Below are 17,550 nucleotides of genomic sequence, written 5' to 3'. Positions count from 1 at the left end.
TTGTACATTTAAGTTTGATTACAAGCTATGAATAAAATTCAACTAAAACATACAGAGCCAACACATCATCAAGCGTTGATCAACTATACATTACCTGAAGATCAAATGCATTTTACAGCCTTACCTGTTCAGACTTTTGAGCGATTAAAAGAAAGGATAGATGGAGGAGCAAAGCCTGTTACAATCTTATTAAATGAAAAACCAATAGGTTTTTTTGTTTTAGATTATGGAGATGATAGATTAGAGTTAACAAAAAATGAAAACTCATTATTGGTACGTTCATTATCGATTAATCCGGTTTATCAAGGAAATGGCTATGGAAAAGAGGCGATGAGTTTGGTTGATGGTTTTGTAAAAGAAAATTTTCCCACAATCAATGAGCTTGTCTTAGCGGTTAATTTTAAAAATAAATCAGCTTATGACTTGTATTTAAAAGTGGGATATGTAGATGATGGTTCACAACGTGAATGGCATAACGGCATGCAGCACTTGTTGAAGAAAAAATTGTAGGCTTTACAGTTTTTCTTTGTTCCAGGCAAGAACCTGAACACCTTCAGAGTAGTGAATTAAATCAGGATTTGAAGCGATTTGTAGGTCATTAATTTGATAATTAATTTTCAAAAAATCTAATTCAAGTTGATTAATTTTCCATGGTAAATGTTGAATTTCATAACGAAACAACTGATTGTTTTTACCAAAATACAAACAATAACGTTCGGTTAAAAATAAATCCAAATCCGTTTTATGTGTAACTTCCGTCCCAATCTCAAAGTCAGCCAAAAGTGAAAAATTTCGTTTGGGATAAGTTGCCTGATAAGAATTCTCTGTACGTTTGATACGGGATTTTTCGTAAGGTAATCCCGAAAGTGATTTAGCAATTAGAACAGAAAGTAATTTTTCGGCTTCAATCGATAAAAAATATACTCCGGGTTTTTGATCTTTTATCACATACGTTCTCAAATTTATTTCATCAAAATCAGAGATAGGAGGAAATGCTGGTAGAAAATGAGGACGAATTTTTTCCATTGTAAAAGCAACAAGAGAAATCCAGGCAGAACCATTTATTTCATCAATTTCTAAATCTTTTGGGACAAATTTTCGTAAAAGGAAGGAATCAATTTTATAATGAAAAAATAACGCTTTATTCCATTCTTGGTAGTAACGCCATTGTTTAGCCGGATATTCCCAATCCCGATGATTTGTTTCTGCTAAAATTTGTTTGATGCTATATTTCACTTAAAACCTTGTTAAACTTATGGTTGAAGGTACAAAATCTATTGTAAAATAAAGAAAATTGTAGTTAATTCGCATACCAATTTTTATCAGATGAAGAACTTGTTTTATATTGTTTTGATTAGTTTGCTTACATCATGTGCGGCAATTCATAATGTACCAACTTCTCAGAATCCCAATAATTTTATCCAACCGAATACGACAAGTTCATTCGTAGATCAAAACGGAAATTTTTATCCGGACAATTGGTTAAAGTCTTACGGAAAACCTCCTAAAAATGCAAGTCGTAGAGATTATTCTTTAATGAAAATTGCAACAGAAAATAATTTCCAGAATCAATTAATCACTTACGAAGACCTTCGTTTAAAGAATATTGAAAAAAGAGTTAAAAATAAGAAACGTATTATCATTTTTGTGCACGGTATTGACAATGATTACCTGTTTAGCTTGAAAAATTACAACAAAGCACGTAGCTATATAAATATTAATACGTCGAAAGATGAGGTATTGAATTTCTATTGGGATGGTTTAGTAAATGAGAGTCTTTTTGGAGCTGCAAAAGTCTGGGTAAGTGCGACAACGAATAGCCAAATGGCCGGGGTTTTTGGGCTCCGTAGAATTCTGAATGTTATTCATAATAAAGAAATTTATTTGATTTCACATAGTCGTGGTGCTTCAGTGGTATTGAGTGCTTTAGTGAATCCATCGTTTAGAGAAAGTGAGATTAAACGAGCACAAAATGCGCATCATGTCGATTTTACAAATGCTGAAGCTTTGTTAGAAAATAACAACAAAATATACAGTATTATGCTAGCGCCTGCAATAGGAAAATTAGATTTTACAACAGACACGGATCAATTAAAAATATTTACCCCACAATTGCAACGCATGCATATTACCATTAATACGACAGACTATGTGCTAGGTAAAGGAAAGACAGGTTTTTTATCAGGAAGTTTAATCGCAACAGATTTCGGTTACAAAAAAGAATTGTTTGATGAACTTTCAAAAAATTATACATTTCTGGAAGAAACCGATTTTTCGGGACAACCTACACACGAGTTTAGAGATTATATTACAAATCCTAAGTTTATTACAATTCTGAAAAAATTTAAGTTAGCAAAATAACATTTATTTTTTGTTTAAATAATGCTTACCTCCGAGGTATTCCAAATGCATGTAAGTGACAGTTTCTTCAAAGGGTAAGAAGAAATTCTCGCCCAAATGATTTCCAATAGAAGAAGTGATGACGCGTACTTTTTTACCCATTAGTTTTCTGCCAATTGGTTCTTGAGAACCAATTAAATCTGTTAAGCGGTCAAAAAATATCTTCATCAAACTACTCATCGAATACCAGTAAACAGGAGTAGCAAAAATTATTTCGTCATATGCTAAAATCTGATTGATAATTTCTAAAAACTGATCTTTATCTGAATATACTTCATCATAATTATAGATTTCGATAGTGAAATCAATTAATTTTAAAGAAGTAATTTCCGGATAAATTTCTTTGATTAATTCAGTTGTTTTTCCGGTTCTATGGTGCGAACCATTTATAATGATTTGTTTGTTCATTTGTTATTTTAAGGTCGTTATTGATTTATTTCTTAAACTCAATGACTTCTAAATTTTCAATTTTTCCGTCATTCAATTCAAAGCGTAACATGGTGCGGACTTTCTGAAAGCCATGTTTTCCAACAGCACCGGGATTCATATGAATTAATCCCAGTTGTTTATCAGGCATTACTTTTAGGATGTGTGAATGCCCGCAAATAAATAGTTTTGGCGGATTTTCTGTCATTTCTTTTCGAATTGCAGGATTGTATTTTCCGGGATAACCACCAATATGAGTCATCCAAACATCAATATCTTCTAAAGTAAAACGGTTGTGAAGGGGAAACTCTGCACGAACTTTATTGTCATCAATATTTCCGTAAACGGCACGAAGAGGTCTTATTTCAGCCAATCTATCAGTTACAGAAATATCACCAATGTCTCCTGCATGCCAAATTTCGTCTGCTTTTTGTGCGTACTCCAAAATTCTGTCATCGATATAAGAATGCGTGTCCGAAAGTAAAAGAATTTTCTTCAAAAGGTTGTATTTTTGTTTTTCAAATTTACAACAATTGCGTTATTTTTTAGAATTAGCATACAACGGAAAAAATTATTTTGGTTATCAGATTCAACCCAATCAAATTTCGGTTCAAGAAGTGATTGAAGACAGATTGTCTAAACTATTAAGAAAAAAAATTTCGATTGTAGGAGCCGGAAGAACAGATGCTGGTGTTCATGCAAAAAAAATGTTTGTCCATTTTGATTATGATGAAAAACTGAACAACGATTTAATTAAAAAATTGAATTCTTTTTTACCAAAAGATGTTGCAGTTTATCGTTTATTTTTAATGGATAATGAGGCTCATGCTCGATTTGACGCTACTTCAAGATCATACAATTATTTTATTTCACCTTTCAAAGATCCATTTGCTTTTGACAGTGCTTGGATTTTTAACCGTGAATTGAATGTTGAAAAAATGAATGAAGCAGCAAAATTGTTAATTAAGCAAGGAGATTTCGGAAGTTTTGCTAAATTACACACTGATGTAAAAACAAATATTTGTGATGTAAGAGAAGCGTTTTGGCGAAAAAATGAAAATGGTCAATTGATTTTTCAGATCACAGCCGATCGTTTTTTACGAAATATGGTGCGTGCAATTGTTGGAACATTGGTTGAAGTTGGATTAGGAAAAATTTCTATCCAGGATTTTGAAGAAATTATTGAGCAGAAACAACGTTCTTCTGCAGGAGCTTCGGCGCCAGCGCAAGGATTGTATTTGGTGGATGTTCAGTATCCAAAAGAATTATTTAAAAATGAGTTCAAATAAAGAAAATTCATCGTTTGATTTTACAGGTTTAAAACGTGTTTTACAAATTGGTGCACAGAGCAAATTTTTGTTTTGGTCTGTTGTTTTTGTGGCAGTTTTTAGTGCTTGTTTTTCTGTTTATCGTCCGTATTTGACAGGAAATATCATCGACGATTATATTCAAACGAAAGATCTGCCCGGATTGAAATACCAAATTCTAAAGCTGGCTTTGGTGTTGGTTTTTGAAGGTATTTTATCTTTTTTTATGGTGTATTTAGCGAATGTTGTCGCGCAGCGAGTTATTCGTTTGTTGCGCGTTCGTTTGTATAATCACTTAATCAAATTTAAACTTGGTTACTTCGATAAAACTCCAAATGGGGTTTTGGTGACACGTTCAGTTTCTGATATTGAAACAATTGCGGAGGTTTTTAATGATGGAATCTTAGTGATGTTGGGTGATGTGCTAAAAATTGTTTTTATTGTTTTTGTCATGTATTGGATGAACTGGGTTTTGGCAACTGTTGTCATTATCATTCTTCCGTTAATGATGATTATTACCCGGTTGTTCCAAAAAGCATTGAAAAATGTCTACCAGGAGGAGCGGACAATCGTAGCAAAACTGAATACATTTGTACAGGAACGGTTGACAGGAATGAATATTATTCAGGTTTTTAATCGTCAGAATGCAGAATACAATAAATTCGTTTCGATTAATAATGATTTAAAGAAAAATTATTTAAAAACCGTATTTTATTTTTCACTTTTATTTCCGGTTGTTGATATCATTTCGGCTTTAGCAACAGGAAGCTTAATTTGGTTTGGAGGATTGAGAACTGCTGTTTATGGAGATGTTTCAGTAGGTGATTTAATTGCATTTACACAATATGTTACGTTGTTAACGGCACCGATGCGCGCAATTGCAGAACGATTCAATACGATTCAACGAGGTTTGGTCGGAGCAGACCGTGTATTCAAGATTTTAGATGATGATCAAACATTACCGGATAAAGGAAAAATTAAACTGGACCATGTAAAAGGAAAAATTGATTTTGAAGAGGTTAAATTTTCGTATGTTCCGAATAATTTGGTGTTGAAAGGAATTTCTTTTTCAACAAACCCCGGAGAAAAAGTAGCAATTGTTGGAGCGACAGGAGCAGGAAAATCAACCATTATTAATTTATTAAGCCGTTTTTATGACATTGATTCCGGTGTAATAAAAATTGATGATGTTGATATTCATGAAATGGATTTAACGAATCTTCGTAATCATGTAGCTGTTGTTTTGCAAGATGTTTTCTTATTTAATACAACAATTTATGACAACATTGTTTTGGGAAATAAAGATATTTCTCTGGAAGAAGTTCAGAATGCGGCTAGAATAATAGGAATCGATCATTTTATTATGTCGTTACCAAAAGGGTATTATAGTGAAGTAAGCGAGCGGGGAGCTACCCTTTCTGTTGGGCAACGACAATTGATATCCTTTCTGAGAGCGTATATTTATAATCCACAAATTTTGGTATTAGACGAAGCAACATCATCGATTGATACCGAGTCGGAAGAATTGATTCAGAAAGCAACAGATAAGTTGACACAAGGGCGAACATCTATAATCATTGCGCATCGTTTAGCAACAATTCAGAACGCAGATAAAATTATTGTAATGGATAATGGAATGATTGTTGAGCAAGGAACACACAGTGAATTGTTAGCAAAACATGGTTATTATGCCAATTTGTATGAAGTTCAATTTTCGAAAGAAAATTGAAAAATTAACAAAAATAAATCGTTAGATTTGTTTATATTCAACAATCAATAATATTAACTTTAAAACTCTAATTAAAATGAAAAAATTATTTTTAGCCGCTGCAGTATTAGGTGTGGTTTCTTTATCTTCTTGTAAATCTGAAAAAGAAAAAGTAGATGCAAAAGTAGAAAATACACAAGAAAATGTAGCTGAAACTGTAACTGACCAAGTAGAAGCCGGAAAAGAAACAATGGACAAAGTAGCTGATATCGCAAAAGATTTTCCAACTTTTTCTAGTCCGGAAGCAAATGATTGGGCAAAAAGATATGGAGAATTAGCAGGAGAAATGAAAGTTGCTGCTACAGCCGGTGATCAAGCTAAATTAGCTGACTTAACTAAAAAAGCGGTTGACTTATCTACAGAGTTACAAAAAATAACTCAAAAATTGTCTCCTGAAGATGCAAAGAAATTGCAAGAGTGGTCAGCAGAAATCCAAAAACAATTAACAAAATAAGTAAACTTATTTTTACATGATAAGCTCGAATTTATTCGAGCTTTTTTTATGGGGTTAAATTATGATGAATGATATAGATTGATAGTATATTAATGTATATCTTTATCACAAAAATTTATAGATATCAATTTTATATGACATTAGTACAATTACAATATGTGTTGGCTGTTGCTGAACATAAAAACTTTACAGTTGCTGCTGATAAATCCTTTGTAACTCAGCCGACATTGAGTATGCAAATTCAGAAATTGGAAAAAGAATTAAATATTGATATTTTCGATAGAACATCACATCCAATTAAAATCACACAAATAGGAGAGAAGATTGTTGCTCAGGCGAAAACAATTTTAATGGAAGCCAATCGGATGAAACACTTGGTAAATGAAGAAAAAGGTTTGCTGGAAGGAGATTTTGTGATTGGAGTTATTCCAACAGTTTTGCCGTCGTTGGTGCCGTTGTTTTATAAAACTTTTCAAAAAAATAATCCAAAATCAAATCTTATCATTAAAGAGTTGCAAACGGATAAAATAATAAAAGGAATAAAAGATGGTTCTTTAGATTTTGGTATTGTTGTTTCTCCCCTTTTTGAAGATCAAATTATTGAAAAACCTTTATACTATGAGCCTTTAGTAGGTTATGTTCCAAACGGACATCGTTTAGTAGATAAAGTAAAAATTAATGAAGATGATTTAGACACGTCTGATTTATTGATTTTACAAGAAGGGCATTGTTTCAGAAACAATGTTCTGGCATTGTGTGACACCTCTAATTTAAAGAATCGCCCAATCAAATTAGACTCAGGTAGTTTTGAAGCTTTAGTTAAATTAGCGAATGATGGGTATGGAATGACGTTATTACCGGCTTTAGTTGCGGATGATTTGCCAGAAGAATTGAAACGATTTGTAAAGAATTTTGAATCACCGGTTCCGACAAGAGAAGTATCGTTGATTTTCCATCAATCTCAATTGAGAGATTCTTTTGAGAAGGAATTAATCAATACAATTCAAAGTATTTTGAGAGGGAAAATTTTCCTGGAAAAAGATCAAAAAATAGATGCAAACATGGTTTCTTTACCAAGGAAATAAATTGATAACATAAAAAAACGACTCGAAATTTCGAGTCGTTTTTTTTATACTTTTTAAACTATTTTAAGGAACAATAGTGGTGAATAAATAAGTGGCGAAAAGCGTTAACAATACAATTCCTTGTTGAATATTGGTGCGCCCCGAACTAAGGGATAAATAAACTGTAAATAGCGAAAGGACTAACAGGACAGACGACTTCATGTCGAGACCTAAAGTAACTTCTAATCCTGTAAAATAACATACAATTGCTACAGCAGGAATTGTTAATCCGATTGAAGCCAAAGCAGACCCTAAAGCTAAGTTAAGACTTGTTTGTAAACGGTCTTTTTTAGCTGCTTTGTATGCAGCTAAGCCTTCTGGCAATAAAATGACAGTTGCAATTATAATTCCCACAAATGATTTTGGAGCCCCCAAGTCCATTACAATGGATTCTATTGTAGGAGATAATTTTTTAGACAATAAAACAACAGCAACTAAAGCGATGATTAATAAAACTAAACTCGAAATAGTTGTAAGTAGATTGGGTTTCTCAACATGTAGTTCAGATGCCATGTTATCCGAATTATTTTGCGGAAGAAAGTAATCTCTGTGTCGGATTGTTTGGACAGAAATAAATCCTCCATATAAAATTAATGAAATGATTGCAACAAAAATTAGTTGGCTTGTTGAAAATTCTCCACCCTTTTCTGAGGTTAAAAGATTAGGCAAGACCAGTGTTAAGATACAGATCGCAACTAATGTAATAAGTGCGGTAGAAACCCCTTGTTTGATAAAATTTTGTTCTCTATAACGTACACCTCCGGCTAATAAACACATTCCTATGATCCCGGTCAAAATAATCATGACAGCAGCAAAAACAGTATCTCTAGCGAGCATAGATGGTGTTCCTGTAGGTTCTGACATCATTAATGAGACAATAAGTGAAACTTCAATGACGGTAATGGCCAATGCTAAAATAATTGTTCCAAAAGGCTCTCCAACTTTGTGTGCAACAACTTCTGCGTGATGTACAGCAGCTAATACAGCAAAAATTAATATGGCTCCTAAAACACTTGAAAGCCATATTTGTTCTTTAAAATTATCGGCAAGTCCTAATGAAATTATGGCAAGAATTGGGCAAATAATTGTCCAATATGGTAATGCTAAATTGAATTTTTTTGAAATAAAATTGTCTACGTGCATTCAATATATGGTTTTAGATTAAGTACAAAAATAATAAGTATTATTGATAATTAATATGTTTAATTATCATAATTATTAATAATCACGGTGTTTTTTATGTTAAAATAAAACATTTAGCTAATGGTTGTCATAAGTTCACTGTCAATAAAAAATTAAATTTGCAGTATGTTAAATATATCTGACGAAAAGTTTAAAAAATGGTTTAGCATAGCTTGTATATGGGAAACTGTAAGTTGTGTACTCTTGTTTTTAGTAGCAATGCCTATGAAATATCAGTTTGGCTATGTGCTACCCATGCCATTTGCCGGTTGTTTTCATGGTTTTTGGTTCACGGTTTATTTATTATTGCTTTTCAAGGTTAGAAAGATATACAAATGGGATGATGAAGATTTTATTTTCTATATTATGTATGCATTTATTCCATTCGCCACTTTAGCACTGCATAAAAAGATAAAAGAGGAAAAAAACGAATAAATAAAAAAGGCTTCATTTTGAAGCCTTTTTTATTTAAAAACCATGAATTTTTCTCCATCTGGAAACAGTGTTTCGACTAATTTTGAATTTTTCTGCAATAAGTGTGTTCGTATAATTATTGTTTTTTTGAATAGTCAGAATTTTCAAGATGGAATCTACATCATACGATTTGTGTTTTTGATTTTCAGAAGTTTCTTTTCCATTCAATATTTCAGATATCTTAATGACATCCAAAGTATCCATTTCCTTTTTTAATAGTTTTTTAGTTTGTTTTGCTTTTTCTGAAAACTTTCGTTGAATAATTTCTTGGTAAATTTTTTGGTAGTTTGGTTTTTCCATGAGTAGTAAGATTTAATTTTGAGGGAGGTATTTTTTTACCCAATTATGAATTGTATTTTTAGGGATATTGTATTCGTCCGAAATCTCTTGAATTTTCTTTTTTTCATTTGTATATAGATCCAAAACAAAATCAATAATTTCTTTTGTATATACATTTTTACGATAATTGGGTAAAACAAGGCTCTTATTCGAATCTGATTTTGAAGGGTTTTTTCCTACAGGAGAATACAAAATAATATGCTGTGTGTAGATTCTAAAAAAATCATATTCTAATAATTTTGACCATTTCAATAAATCATCAACTTGTATCGATTTACTCTTGTATTGTTTTTTTATTTCACTTTCAGAGTAAGACTTAAAGAAAGCTATAATTCTAGCTATATCAATATTTAGTTCGTTAACTCTTTTTTGTATTAAAGAGCCTATATGGATATTTTTCATTTAGGTAGTAGGTTTTTTAGTAGATAATGTAAATATAATGAAATGAATCTAATATTCCTAAAAGATTGCTCTAAATTCAGTTTGTCAAGGTTCAAAAAGAGAACGTTTCGTTATATTGAATTTATTTTATAATTTTATGCAACTAAATTAAGTATAATGATTATTCAACCAAGAACAAGAGGTTTTATTTGCATTACCACTCATCCTGAGGGAACTGCTAAAAATGTTCACAATCAAATTGAGTACATAAAATCAAAAAATATTTCCGCTGAAGGACCAAAAAAAGTATTGGTAATTGGAGCTTCGACAGGTTTTGGACTGTCTTCTCGTATTACAGCTGCTTTTGGTTACAATGCTGCAACAATAGGAGTTTTCTTTGAAAAACCTGCTGCACCAAGAAAACCTGGAACTGCAGGTTGGTATAACACTGCTGCTTTTGAAAAAGAGGCAAGTGAAGCTGGTTTGTATGCAAAAAGTATTAATGGAGATGCTTTTTCTGATGAGATTAAACAACAGACAATCGATTTAATTAAAAAAGATTTAGGTCAAGTCGATTTAGTGGTATACAGTTTAGCTTCTCCGCGTCGTACACATCCTAAAACAGGAATTGCATATTCTTCAGTTTTAAAACCAATTGGTGAACCATTTACAAATAAAACTGTAGATTTTCATACTGCTAGTGTAACGGATATTACAATCGAACCAATCGAATCTCAGGAAGATATTGATAATACAATTGCTGTAATGGGAGGAGAGGATTGGAAATTTTGGATGGAAGATTTGAAAGCAGCAGGAGTTTTAGCTGAGGGTGTAAAAACAGTTGCTTATTCATATATAGGACCAGAGTTAACACATAGAATCTACAAGGATGGAACAATTGGTATGGCGAAAAACGATTTAGAAAAAACGGTACCTGCTATCAATGAGCTGTTGGCTGATTTGAATGGAGTTTCTTATGTTTCGGTTAACAAAGCTTTGGTAACGCAGTCTAGTTCTGCTATTCCTGTTGTACCGTTGTATGTTTCGTTATTGTATAAAGTAATGAAAGACAAAGGTATTCACGAAGGGACAATTGAACAAATGCAGCGTCTTTTCGAAGAGCGTTTATATACTGCTGACGGGCAAGTTCCGTTAGATGAAAACGGACGTATTCGTATTGACGATTTAGAAATGCGTGAAGATGTACAGAAAGAAGTAGATGATTTATGGAAAGTTGTAACTTCTGAGAACATCAACGAAATTTCAGATATAGAAGGGTACCGCAATGAATTCTTCCAATTATTTGGATTTAATTATGATGAAATCGATTATGAAGCAGAAGCTGATGAATTGGTTTCTGTACCAAGTATTTCTAACTAAGGAATAGAATCCTAAAAAATATTAAAAACCACCTAAATTAATTTAGGTGGTTTTTTTTTGTCTTAATAAAATAAGTATAACTATAGTTTATTTATAATTATTTCGTTTTTATTGTTTTACTCTTTTAATAAAACAATATTATTTATATGAATAATTTAAAAATTGTCTTTGAAAAGCCATGTAATTTATATTATTGTTAAAATAAAACGTCTATTTTAATAATATGTCTAAAAATGATGGATTTTTGTTTTTGAATAGTTAAAAAAACATGTGAAATGCTTTAGATTTCGCCAAGTTTTAACACATGTATTTTTATGTCAATATGGAAAATTAAGCCGTTAGCGAAATTAATAGAAGATTCACAGGAGACGGAAGGAGGTTTAAAAAGATCTCTATCTTCAGGAGCTTTAGTCGCTTTGGGTATTGGCGCCATTATAGGTGCAGGATTATTTAGCTTAACAGGAATCGCAGCAGCAGATCATGCCGGGCCAGCCGTTACTTTATCATTTGTACTGGCTGCTGTAGGTTGTGCTTTTGCAGGGTTGTGTTATGCAGAATTTGCATCAATGATTCCTGTAGCAGGAAGTGCGTATACGTATTCTTATGCTACAATGGGCGAATTTATTGCATGGATCATCGGTTGGGATTTAGTGTTGGAATATGCATTGGCAGCAGCCACTGTAAGTGTGAGTTGGTCTGCGTATGTAGATAAATTTTTACAACAATTGAATATACATTTACCTCATGAATTGCTGCACGCTCCAGCAGACGGAGGAATGATAAATTTACCGGCAATCTTTATTGTTTGTGTACTATCATTGGTTCTGATCCGAGGAACGAAGGAATCTGCAATTATTAATAATATTCTTGTCATCTTAAAAGTAAGTGTAGTAATCGTATTTATTGTTTTAGGATGGAGTCATATTAATCCGGAAAATCATATTCCATTTATCCCTAAAAATATTCCAGGAACTCAATTTGGAGGAATGCCTGGTATTGCAGCGGGAGCAGCAGTCGTTTTCTTTGCTTTTGTTGGTTTTGATGCAGTTTCTACTGCTGCACAGGAAGCAAGAAATCCGCAAAAAGGAATGCCTATCGGAATTTTAGGATCACTAGTGATTTGTACTATTTTGTATGTGTTATTTTCATGGGTAATGACAGGATTAGTTCCTTATACAATTTTTAAAGGAGATGCTTCTCCTGCAGCGACAGCTTTTGCAGCCACTGGGTATACATTTTTACAAAGTGTATTAATATTAGCAATTATAGCGGGATATACATCTGTAATTTTAGTGATGTTATTAGGGCAAAGCCGCGTATTTTATAGTATGAGTAATGATGGTCTATTGCCTTCTTTCTTTTCTGATGTTCATAAAAAGTTTCATACTCCTTGGAAAACAAACTTATTCTTCTTGGTATTCGTAAGCATTTTTGCAGGGTTTGTACCGATCAAAGACTTAGGACATATGGTAAGTATAGGAACTTTGTTTGCGTTTACGTTGGTTTGTATAGGAATTATTGTGATGCGCAAGAAAATGCCTGATGCTGAACGTAAGTTTAAAGTTCCATTGGTTCCATTGGTTCCGATTTTAGGAGTAATCGTATGTGTTTATTTGATGACGTCGCTAACAATGGAGAGCTGGTGGAGACTTTTAATTTGGCTGATAATAGGAATTTGTATTTATTTTTTCTACGGAAAACAACATAGTAAAGTTGATGATTAGAAAATTATCATTTTGAGTTTTTTGAAACCCTTTGTCTTTTCTAGATGAAGGGTTTTTAATTGAAATATGACTTAAAAAGTATCGAAAAAACAAAACCCCAATAGATTTCTCTATTGAGGTTTCTTAGCGGGCTGAAAGGTACTTCTGTCGAACATTTGATGTTATTTTTGACGTTTTTAAATAAACTTTGATTTCAACTTTTTTTTTAAAAAGTAATTTACATTCTTTTATTTTAAAAATTTAGAAATTGACACTTTCTAACTTCTTAAGTCAATAAGAAGATGTTTTAGAAAGAGCTTGATCTATTCCTAGAGAACCAAGATTATAGTATTTATTATTAATAATACCATCAACCAAACTACTTCTAGTTAATTTGCCATTTATAGTATCTTTAAATACAATCTCAAAAGCATCAGTAGTTGTTTCTTTTTTAGCATGTATAGTAAATCCTTCTAAGAAAACAGTTCCATTTTCTGAATAAGAGCCATTACCATCATGTACCATCCAACTTACATAGCCTGTATTTGAATTATATCCTATACCAATTATAGCGCCTCGGCTGTTAAAACTTCCCCAAAAATTACTAATAGGTCCGCTACCAAAATCACCAACACATCTGATACACTACCCTACCTGATAAAACAACACATTTGAAACATTACCCACTACTATATCGTTTAATTATAATTCACTAACCAATTCATATTATCTAATTCTTTTTCCGTGAATTTTAATATTTTATTATTTTCAATTTGTTTTTTCATTATAGAATCTGTATTGTTCCAAAATTCTTCTCTTTTATTACAAGGAAGAAAATAAATATACAGAATTCCATTATATTTTTTATTATGAATTTTACTTCGGATAGAAGTCTTAACAATAGGAGATTTTATCTGTTTTGGAGCTAGTTTATCACTAGCTGGACCTAAATAATACATACTGTCTTTTATATTAAAGATTACGGTCTCATAACATAAAGAAGAATTCGAATTGTTAAGAATCTTTAACTCATCATTTTGATAATGACATGAAGTTAAAACGATTATTGATAAATAAATTATTTTTATTAATAAACTATTTTTTGTCATAAGTCTGGATCTTTTTCTCCTGTTAGTATATACCAGAAAATTGAAGCTGATTTTTCCCAAGGCATATCCATAGCATTATCTAGATGAGCCGTTAATAAACTAGGAATTGCTATTTCTGTATAGTATCTAGAAGGTCCCATTAATAGAAACTGAATAGCATGTCCTGGTTCATGATTAGCATAACGTGGATCTTTTGAAGATCCTGTCCCATAAATAATAAAAAAAGCAGGAGTAATTGCCCCTTTTCCTTCCATTAATCTACTTTCAAATTCAGGAATTATTCCTTTTCGCATTCCTACAAATTTAAGAAGAGGGCTTTTTTCTTCTTCCTCAAACGTAATCTTAAAAGCATCAGTAGTTGTTTCTTTTTTAGCATGTATAGTAAATCCTTCTAAGAAAACAGTTCCATTTTCCGAATAAGATCCATTACCATCATGTACCATCCAACTTACGTAACCTGTATTTGAATTATATCCTATACCCATTATAGCGCCTCCACTATCAAAACCACCCCAAAAATTACTAAGAGGACCACTACCAAAATCACCACCATTAGACTCGTATGATGATAATTGTTGAGAAAGATTTCTCACATTTCCTCCTCCAGTTATAAAAGCGATTAATACATCTAAATCGGCTCCTGAAAAACTGTATCCGTCTCCTGTTGGGGTAATCTTTCTACCATCAGGATCTGTAAAAGAAATAGGATTATTGGCTACATAAGCATAAGGATTGATATTGTGGTAAGATTCAGCCAATTGATCTATTCCATTCCAACGTCCGATATCAGGCATATATTGCCTCCATCCGTAATCATAAAAACCACTTTCTATTTGTAGTTCTTTACTATTGTATTTGTAATGATAGTTGTCTTTTCCTGAATATTTTGAACTAACATCTCCAAAATCCCCTCCTGGATTTATGGTTACTCCTCCAATTTCTCCTATAGGTGATGGTGTATAATTAAGTCCTGAATATCCTCTGTGTTTTCCTCCAAATGGATAAAAATGATTGTCTTCTAAGATTTTTAGTTTGCTCTCTTTGTCATCCCATGCATAACTAACCCGTACATTCCCTAAATGATCTTTATAGTTATAAACATAATTATAGATTCTTTGTTGGTTTACTATATTTCCCATTACATTTACATATCCCTCTGCTGTAGGTATAAACTGTAATTTAGTATTTTGATATTGGAAACCATCCAAATATTCTACTGTCGTTGTTTTACTGCCATCTACGCTAACCTTTTTTAGTTTTACACCTGCTGCATTGTAACTGTAGGTAATCTTTTTTGTACTATTCCAAATAACTTCTGTAGGCAAATTTAGATAATTGTATTTAATCTCTGTTATACCTTGATTCAAATCTTGGGTCATGTTTCCATTTTCATCATAGAAATAATCGTTTTCTTTTCCCGAAGAAATTCCTGTCGTTGTATTGAGATTAGTGAAGCCTATCTGTGGTCGGCTATCATCTACGTTATTCAGTTTATTACTATTCTGTTGGTAATAGTATGTAAGCTCATCAAGTAATAAACCATTGTTACGTTCGGACTGACCATTTCGTGTAAGCGTCGTAATATTTCCTCTATTGTCGTAACTAATACGTTCGTCATAAGCAAACTTTATAGCAGTACCACGAGAATAGTTGGCAGCTGTAAGTCGATTCAGTTCATCGTATATGTAGTCATATGATCTTACTTCTTTAGAATTTGCTGTTTTCCAAAATACTTGACTAATATTTCCGTTATATCTTGCTTTTGCAGTATTAGCTGCTGTAGGTGTAGTTTGATTATAGTTAATTTTCAAAGCAAATAAATCATCACCTAAATTATCTGGATTATTAATGGAAGTTAGCCACCCTTTTACATTGTAGGTATAATCTACAGATTGCAAATTATTCCCCACTTTTTTATTAACAATTCGTCCTAAATCATCATAACTTGTTTCATTAAGCAGAACTTCTGCCTGATTGTCTACTTTATGGTAATGTTTTACTAATAAATTTTGAGTAGAATATACATAACGTTGCTTTATAACCAATTCATTATCATTTTGCAAACGCTTGTGATAGACTTTAGATTCTGTGATATTACCAGGGAAATCGAGTTTCATCTCAGTTTTACTGTATCCCGCTTGATGAGTGGTTTTATGATTTCCAATTAGTCGTTCTTTGGTATCATACCAAAAATAATTTTTTTCCCATTCAGCTGCCTCTACATTTTTCACATATGTAGCAGTAAGTAGTGATTTTGTACTATGATTTTGAATTACATCCGAAGATAATGTGGGTTGACTATAAATATTCGCAGGTTTTGCAATAGGCATTCCTTGTGGGTAGGCATCATAATAATTAATGGAAAAAATATCGGTAATAGCAATAGGATAGGCATTTTTTGTATAATACACATCCATTGAAGAATTTTGAAATCCTATAGCAGATGTTTTTAACTCATATAGTACAGAAGAATTATCTGCATTTTGTTGTTCTGTTTTTCTATTTGCTCCTGTACACATACCTGTATAGGCAATACGTCCAAAACGATCATATTTTATAAATGTCCATTTTCCTTGAGCTAATAAACGAGAATCAGTTGACATAACAACTCTATTTTCTCGATCATAAACATAATATTCAGTTCCTCTTCCTGGAACTTTCTTTTCTGTAAGTCGTCCTATTGCATCATAATTATAATGATACAAAATTTCATTTTTTGCACTCTCAGATAATGGATTTTCTCCTGCATTTAAAGGAGGTATGATGTGTGTTAATTGTTCTACTTGATTGTACACATAATATGTATCAATATTTTCTGCTCCTTTTTTTATGCGAGAAAGAATAGTTTTTCCAGAACCATTTTTATATAATTCGGCTATATTACCATCTTCATCTTTCGTTGTTACTTTATATAAAGTATTCGCATCATAAAAACCATAATCGTACAAAGTATTTACAAGGGTTCTACCATTTAGTAATGCAACATATTTTTTGACACTCCCCGCTTGATTAAAGCTATATTTAATACTACTAGTATGATTTCCATTCATTCCCCAACCATCCCCTACTGAGGCTTGTTCTGTAATACGGTTAAAAGGAGAGCCGTCATATTTCACTTCTGAAAAAGCATTACTAGTATTATAGTAGGCATTTATTTCTCCTTCTGATATATTATGTAATAAACCATCTTGGCTTCCTTTAGCAATGGGTAAATATTGCTTAGCAACTTCACCATTTATTCCATAGAAATAACTCGTGACAATATCTTGTCCTGGTTTTATTGCATTGATAGCAATATCTTGTTTTATTCTCCCTAATCCATCTTTGTATTGAACAGTTTGTATTGATTGGGCATTCTGATTAGGTATTGTAGATTTAACTGAATCTAGATAAACTTTTGTATACGTATAACTTTCTCCAGAAGTAAAATTTTGAGAAAAAGCCTGTTCATTTATACATAAAATGCACAGCAAATAAAAAAGTACTTTTTTCATAAAATGTAG

Annotated in this window: 18 protein-coding genes; 9 read left to right on the top strand and 9 right to left on the bottom strand. The window is 32.1% G+C overall.

Annotation, left to right across the window (positions count from 1 at the left end; all coding sequences use genetic code 11):
* Positions 1–27: 27 nt before the first annotated feature.
* Positions 28–510: a GNAT family N-acetyltransferase gene (locus H277_RS0117670; protein ID WP_019976959.1), complete on the top strand. Its 483-nt coding sequence runs from the start codon at positions 28–30 to the stop codon at positions 508–510.
* Positions 511–513: 3 nt separating this feature from the next.
* Here H277_RS0117670 and H277_RS0117665 read toward each other — a convergent pair whose 3' ends face one another.
* On the bottom strand, positions 514–1,236 hold the full coding sequence (locus H277_RS0117665; RefSeq protein ID WP_019976958.1) for a YqjF family protein: 723 nt from the start codon (positions 1,234–1,236) through the stop codon (positions 514–516).
* A 90-nt stretch (positions 1,237–1,326) separates the two neighbouring features.
* On the opposite strand from H277_RS0117665, the gene H277_RS0117660 reads away from it, so the two are divergent.
* The gene (locus H277_RS0117660) at positions 1,327–2,361 is read left to right on the top strand and encodes an alpha/beta hydrolase (RefSeq protein ID WP_019976957.1); all 1,035 of its coding nucleotides are present in this window, start codon (positions 1,327–1,329) and stop codon (positions 2,359–2,361) included.
* A 3-nt stretch (positions 2,362–2,364) separates the two neighbouring features.
* Here the strand turns inward: H277_RS0117660 and H277_RS0117655 are convergent, their stop codons facing one another.
* Both H277_RS0117655 and H277_RS0117650 read right to left on the bottom strand, forming a co-directional pair.
* A complete protein-coding gene (locus H277_RS0117655) occupies positions 2,365–2,808 on the bottom strand; it encodes a flavodoxin family protein (protein WP_019976956.1) in 444 nt (147 codons plus the stop codon).
* 25 nt (positions 2,809–2,833) lie between these two features.
* Positions 2,834–3,325, bottom strand: coding sequence for a metallophosphoesterase family protein (locus H277_RS0117650; protein WP_019976955.1), 492 nt, complete (start codon positions 3,323–3,325; stop codon positions 2,834–2,836).
* Between the two features lie 34 nt (positions 3,326–3,359).
* Between H277_RS0117650 and truA the strand changes: the two genes are divergently transcribed.
* From truA to H277_RS0117630, 4 genes are all read left to right on the top strand, one after another.
* Positions 3,360–4,115 (top strand): tRNA pseudouridine(38-40) synthase TruA, encoded by a 756-nt coding sequence (truA, locus tag H277_RS0117645; protein WP_019976954.1) that lies wholly within the window; start codon positions 3,360–3,362, stop codon positions 4,113–4,115.
* Positions 4,102–5,862, top strand: a complete 1,761-nt coding sequence (locus tag H277_RS0117640) for an ABC transporter ATP-binding protein (RefSeq protein WP_026357714.1) — start codon at positions 4,102–4,104, stop codon at positions 5,860–5,862. The genes truA and H277_RS0117640 overlap by 14 nt, the downstream gene beginning before the upstream one ends.
* Before the next feature lie 76 nt (positions 5,863–5,938).
* Complete coding sequence (locus tag H277_RS0117635) at positions 5,939–6,355, top strand: hypothetical protein (RefSeq protein WP_019976952.1); 417 nt, start codon at positions 5,939–5,941, stop codon at positions 6,353–6,355.
* Positions 6,356–6,489: 134 nt separating this feature from the next.
* Positions 6,490–7,440: a LysR substrate-binding domain-containing protein gene (locus tag H277_RS0117630; RefSeq protein ID WP_019976951.1), complete on the top strand. Its 951-nt coding sequence runs from the start codon at positions 6,490–6,492 to the stop codon at positions 7,438–7,440.
* A gap of 63 nt (positions 7,441–7,503) precedes the next feature.
* Here H277_RS0117630 and H277_RS0117625 read toward each other — a convergent pair whose 3' ends face one another.
* Complete coding sequence (locus H277_RS0117625) at positions 7,504–8,622, bottom strand: calcium:cation antiporter (protein ID WP_019976950.1); 1,119 nt, start codon at positions 8,620–8,622, stop codon at positions 7,504–7,506.
* A gap of 165 nt (positions 8,623–8,787) precedes the next feature.
* Here H277_RS0117625 and H277_RS0117620 point away from each other — a divergent pair, with 165 nt between their 5' ends.
* A complete protein-coding gene (locus H277_RS0117620; protein WP_019976949.1) occupies positions 8,788–9,096 on the top strand; it encodes a DUF3817 domain-containing protein in 309 nt (102 codons plus the stop codon).
* A 33-nt stretch (positions 9,097–9,129) separates the two neighbouring features.
* Here H277_RS0117620 and H277_RS0117615 read toward each other — a convergent pair whose 3' ends face one another.
* Both H277_RS0117615 and H277_RS0117610 read right to left on the bottom strand, forming a co-directional pair.
* Entirely contained in the window at positions 9,130–9,435 is a 306-nt protein-coding gene (locus H277_RS0117615; protein ID WP_019976948.1) for a hypothetical protein, read from the bottom strand.
* 12 nt (positions 9,436–9,447) lie between these two features.
* A complete protein-coding gene (locus tag H277_RS0117610) occupies positions 9,448–9,876 on the bottom strand; it encodes a hypothetical protein (protein ID WP_019976947.1) in 429 nt (142 codons plus the stop codon).
* 156 nt (positions 9,877–10,032) lie between these two features.
* On the opposite strand from H277_RS0117610, the gene fabV reads away from it, so the two are divergent.
* Together fabV and H277_RS0117600 are read left to right on the top strand one after the other, a co-directional pair.
* Positions 10,033–11,235, top strand: a complete 1,203-nt coding sequence (gene fabV / locus H277_RS0117605; RefSeq protein WP_019976946.1) for an enoyl-ACP reductase FabV — start codon at positions 10,033–10,035, stop codon at positions 11,233–11,235.
* Between the two features lie 314 nt (positions 11,236–11,549).
* Positions 11,550–12,959, top strand: a complete 1,410-nt coding sequence (locus tag H277_RS0117600; protein WP_019976945.1) for an amino acid permease — start codon at positions 11,550–11,552, stop codon at positions 12,957–12,959.
* 270 nt (positions 12,960–13,229) lie between these two features.
* On the opposite strand, the gene H277_RS0117595 is transcribed toward H277_RS0117600, so the two are convergent.
* The 3 genes from H277_RS0117595 to H277_RS19400 form a co-directional block, all read right to left on the bottom strand.
* Positions 13,230–13,463, bottom strand: coding sequence for a hypothetical protein (locus H277_RS0117595; protein WP_019976944.1), 234 nt, complete (start codon positions 13,461–13,463; stop codon positions 13,230–13,232).
* A 173-nt stretch (positions 13,464–13,636) separates the two neighbouring features.
* Positions 13,637–14,047 (bottom strand): hypothetical protein, encoded by a 411-nt coding sequence (locus H277_RS0117590; RefSeq protein ID WP_019976943.1) that lies wholly within the window; start codon positions 14,045–14,047, stop codon positions 13,637–13,639.
* On the bottom strand, positions 14,044–17,541 hold the full coding sequence (locus H277_RS19400; protein WP_019976942.1) for an RHS repeat domain-containing protein: 3,498 nt from the start codon (positions 17,539–17,541) through the stop codon (positions 14,044–14,046). Before H277_RS19400 ends, H277_RS0117590 begins: the two co-directional genes overlap by 4 nt.
* Between the last annotated feature and the right edge of the window lie 9 nt (positions 17,542–17,550).

The organism is Empedobacter brevis NBRC 14943 = ATCC 43319, assembly GCF_000382425.1.
Taxonomy (GTDB): domain Bacteria; phylum Bacteroidota; class Bacteroidia; order Flavobacteriales; family Weeksellaceae; genus Empedobacter; species Empedobacter brevis.
The sequence above is the reverse complement of the archived record's forward strand: the minus strand, read 5'-3'. Positions and strand labels throughout refer to the sequence as shown.

What these genes read in the sequence shown, in the direction of transcription:
- H277_RS0117620 (WP_019976949.1), top strand. Translation starts at nt 8,788, where the DNA reads ATGTTAAATATATCTGACGAAAAGTTTAAAAAATGGTTTAGCATAGCT.
- H277_RS0117600 (WP_019976945.1), top strand. Translation starts at nt 11,550, where the DNA reads ATGTCAATATGGAAAATTAAGCCGTTAGCGAAATTAATAGAAGATTCA.
- H277_RS0117610 (WP_019976947.1), bottom strand. Translation starts at nt 9,876, where the DNA reads ATGAAAAATATCCATATAGGCTCTTTAATACAAAAAAGAGTTAACGAA.
- H277_RS0117660 (WP_019976957.1), top strand. Translation starts at nt 1,327, where the DNA reads ATGAAGAACTTGTTTTATATTGTTTTGATTAGTTTGCTTACATCATGT.
- H277_RS19400 (WP_019976942.1), bottom strand. Translation starts at nt 17,541, where the DNA reads ATGAAAAAAGTACTTTTTTATTTGCTGTGCATTTTATGTATAAATGAA.
- H277_RS0117595 (WP_019976944.1), bottom strand. Translation starts at nt 13,463, where the DNA reads ATGGTACATGATGGTAATGGCTCTTATTCAGAAAATGGAACTGTTTTC.
- H277_RS0117630 (WP_019976951.1), top strand. Translation starts at nt 6,490, where the DNA reads ATGACATTAGTACAATTACAATATGTGTTGGCTGTTGCTGAACATAAA.
- H277_RS0117625 (WP_019976950.1), bottom strand. Translation starts at nt 8,622, where the DNA reads ATGCACGTAGACAATTTTATTTCAAAAAAATTCAATTTAGCATTACCA.
- fabV (WP_019976946.1), top strand. Translation starts at nt 10,033, where the DNA reads ATGATTATTCAACCAAGAACAAGAGGTTTTATTTGCATTACCACTCAT.
- H277_RS0117635 (WP_019976952.1), top strand. Translation starts at nt 5,939, where the DNA reads ATGAAAAAATTATTTTTAGCCGCTGCAGTATTAGGTGTGGTTTCTTTA.
- H277_RS0117640 (WP_026357714.1), top strand. Translation starts at nt 4,102, where the DNA reads ATGAGTTCAAATAAAGAAAATTCATCGTTTGATTTTACAGGTTTAAAA.
- H277_RS0117590 (WP_019976943.1), bottom strand. Translation starts at nt 14,047, where the DNA reads ATGACAAAAAATAGTTTATTAATAAAAATAATTTATTTATCAATAATC.
- H277_RS0117670 (WP_019976959.1), top strand. Translation starts at nt 28, where the DNA reads ATGAATAAAATTCAACTAAAACATACAGAGCCAACACATCATCAAGCG.
- H277_RS0117655 (WP_019976956.1), bottom strand. Translation starts at nt 2,808, where the DNA reads ATGAACAAACAAATCATTATAAATGGTTCGCACCATAGAACCGGAAAA.
- H277_RS0117615 (WP_019976948.1), bottom strand. Translation starts at nt 9,435, where the DNA reads ATGGAAAAACCAAACTACCAAAAAATTTACCAAGAAATTATTCAACGA.